Origin of the sequence: Microcoleus sp. LAD1_D3, from assembly GCF_036702135.1 — a bacterium.
Lineage (GTDB): Bacteria > Cyanobacteriota > Cyanobacteriia > Cyanobacteriales > Microcoleaceae > Microcoleus.
In genome coordinates, this window is the sequence record NZ_JAUBSB010000156.1 from 1 (window position 1) to 1,681 (window position 1,681).

At 42.5% G+C, this 1,681-nt stretch carries 2 protein-coding genes; one reads left to right on the top strand and one right to left on the bottom strand.

Annotation, left to right across the window (positions count from 1 at the left end; all coding sequences use genetic code 11):
- Positions 1 to 9: 9 nt before the first annotated feature.
- Complete coding sequence (locus QUA74_RS29710) at positions 10 to 1,197, bottom strand: transposase (protein WP_333336354.1); 1,188 nt, start codon at positions 1,195 to 1,197, stop codon at positions 10 to 12.
- A 52-nt stretch (positions 1,198 to 1,249) separates the two neighbouring features.
- Between QUA74_RS29710 and tnpA the strand changes: the two genes are divergently transcribed.
- Entirely contained in the window at positions 1,250 to 1,648 is a 399-nt protein-coding gene (tnpA, locus tag QUA74_RS29715; RefSeq protein WP_333336356.1) for an IS200/IS605 family transposase, read from the top strand.
- The last annotated feature ends 33 nt before the right edge of the window (positions 1,649 to 1,681 follow it).

Below are 1,681 nucleotides of genomic sequence, written 5' to 3' on the forward strand. Positions count from 1 at the left end.
TTGAAATGCTCACCGTCCTAAAGGAGCGGTGATTCTTGACGCTTCATCGGGATTTGCTACCGAAGTAGTCTGACAATCCCTCTGCGCCCGTTTTGAGTCGTGGCGATTCCCCATCCCGACTTTCTCTATATTCCTCGAAGCATTTTGATCTCTATCCTGCTCAGTACCACAACTCAGACAAAGCACTGAACGGACAGACAAATCGATTTTACCCCATTTAAAACCACAGTCCGCACAAACTTGGCTGGTAGGTTCCCACCTACTAATCACTTGAAACTCTCTACCAAACTTTTCAGACTTAGCCTCACAGAGAGTTCTAAACTCCCTCCATCCTTGCTGACTAATTGCCCGCGAAAGTTTCCGGTTTTTCACCAGGCCCGACACATTCAAGTCTTCCAAAATAATCACTTGGTTTTCGTTGATTATTTTGGTTGATAATTTGTGCAGGAAATCTTTGCGGGTGTCGGCAATGCGGTTGTGTAACTTAGCCATCTTGATTCGCGTTACATTTCTTCTTTTAGAGTCTTTCGGCTGGCGGGCTAATTTGCGCTGAAGTTTACGGATTTTTTGGTCTAACTTTTTGTAGTTAGGACTTTCAGCTTTTTCACCATTGCTCATCACTGCAAAAGTTTTAATCCCCAGATCGATTCCGATGCTTTGGTTCTTGGCATTAGAATGAATGGGTTGAACTTCTACTACAAAACTCAAAAAGTAACGATTTGCACAATCTTTAATTACTGTGACTGAACTAGGTTCAGATGGTAGTGTTCTTGACCATATTGGGTTGACAACACCAATCTTGGCTAAATAGACACCGCTATTTTTTAGGGAAAAACCTCCAATTCTAAATCGTGCCGACTGGCTATTGGTTCTTTTTTTGAACTTAGGATAACCCACCTTACGACCTTTTCGCTTCCCCTTACAGGAGTCGAAAAAATTCTTAAAAGCTGTTTCTAAATCTGCTACAGATTGCTGTAACGGAATATTAGAAACTTCGCTCAGCCAAGCTCTTTCTTCGGTCTTTTTTGCTTGGGTTATCACGATTTTTTGCAGGTCAGCCGAACTTGGTTTCTTCTCAGACTGCTTGCAGAGAGCTAGGCTGTCGTTCCAGACTTTTCGGACGCAACCAAACAGCCGAGCCAAGCTCTGCTTTTGTTCTGCCGTCGGATAAAATCTGTACCGGAACCTCGCTTTCATGGTTATACTGAATATTGGTCTGTAGGTTTGATTATATATTGGTTTGCAAATAATGACAACTCTTTATCGCCGCGAGCGCCATTCTGTTACAGAACTTAAAATGCACTTGGTCTGCGTAACAAAGTATCGTCGGTCTGTATTTACGGCTGAAAGCCTTGATTTGATTGAAAAATCGTTTCGAGAGGTAGCCCAAAAAATGAATTTTCAAATGATAGAGTTCAATGGCGAAGGCAATCATGTCCATGCGCTGATTGAGTATCCGCCTAAATTGTCGATTTCTCAAATCGTTAACGCATTAAAAGGCGTTTCTAGCCGTCGTTACGGACAGGCTGGGCACGAAAAACCCCATAAAGAAGCTTTGTGGAGTCCTAGTTATTTTGCTGTTTCAGTAGGAGGTGCACCTTTAGAAGTTTTGAAGGAATATATTAGAAATCAAGAAAAGCCGTCCTAGAAGGACGGGGCTTGAATCCCGTTTTTTTGGTCA

Excerpts from the sequence above, each read along its gene's own strand:
- QUA74_RS29710 (WP_333336354.1), bottom strand. The coding sequence starts at position 1,197 with ATGAAAGCGAGGTTCCGGTACAGATTTTATCCGACGGCAGAACAAAAG.
- tnpA (WP_333336356.1), top strand. The coding sequence starts at position 1,250 with ATGACAACTCTTTATCGCCGCGAGCGCCATTCTGTTACAGAACTTAAA.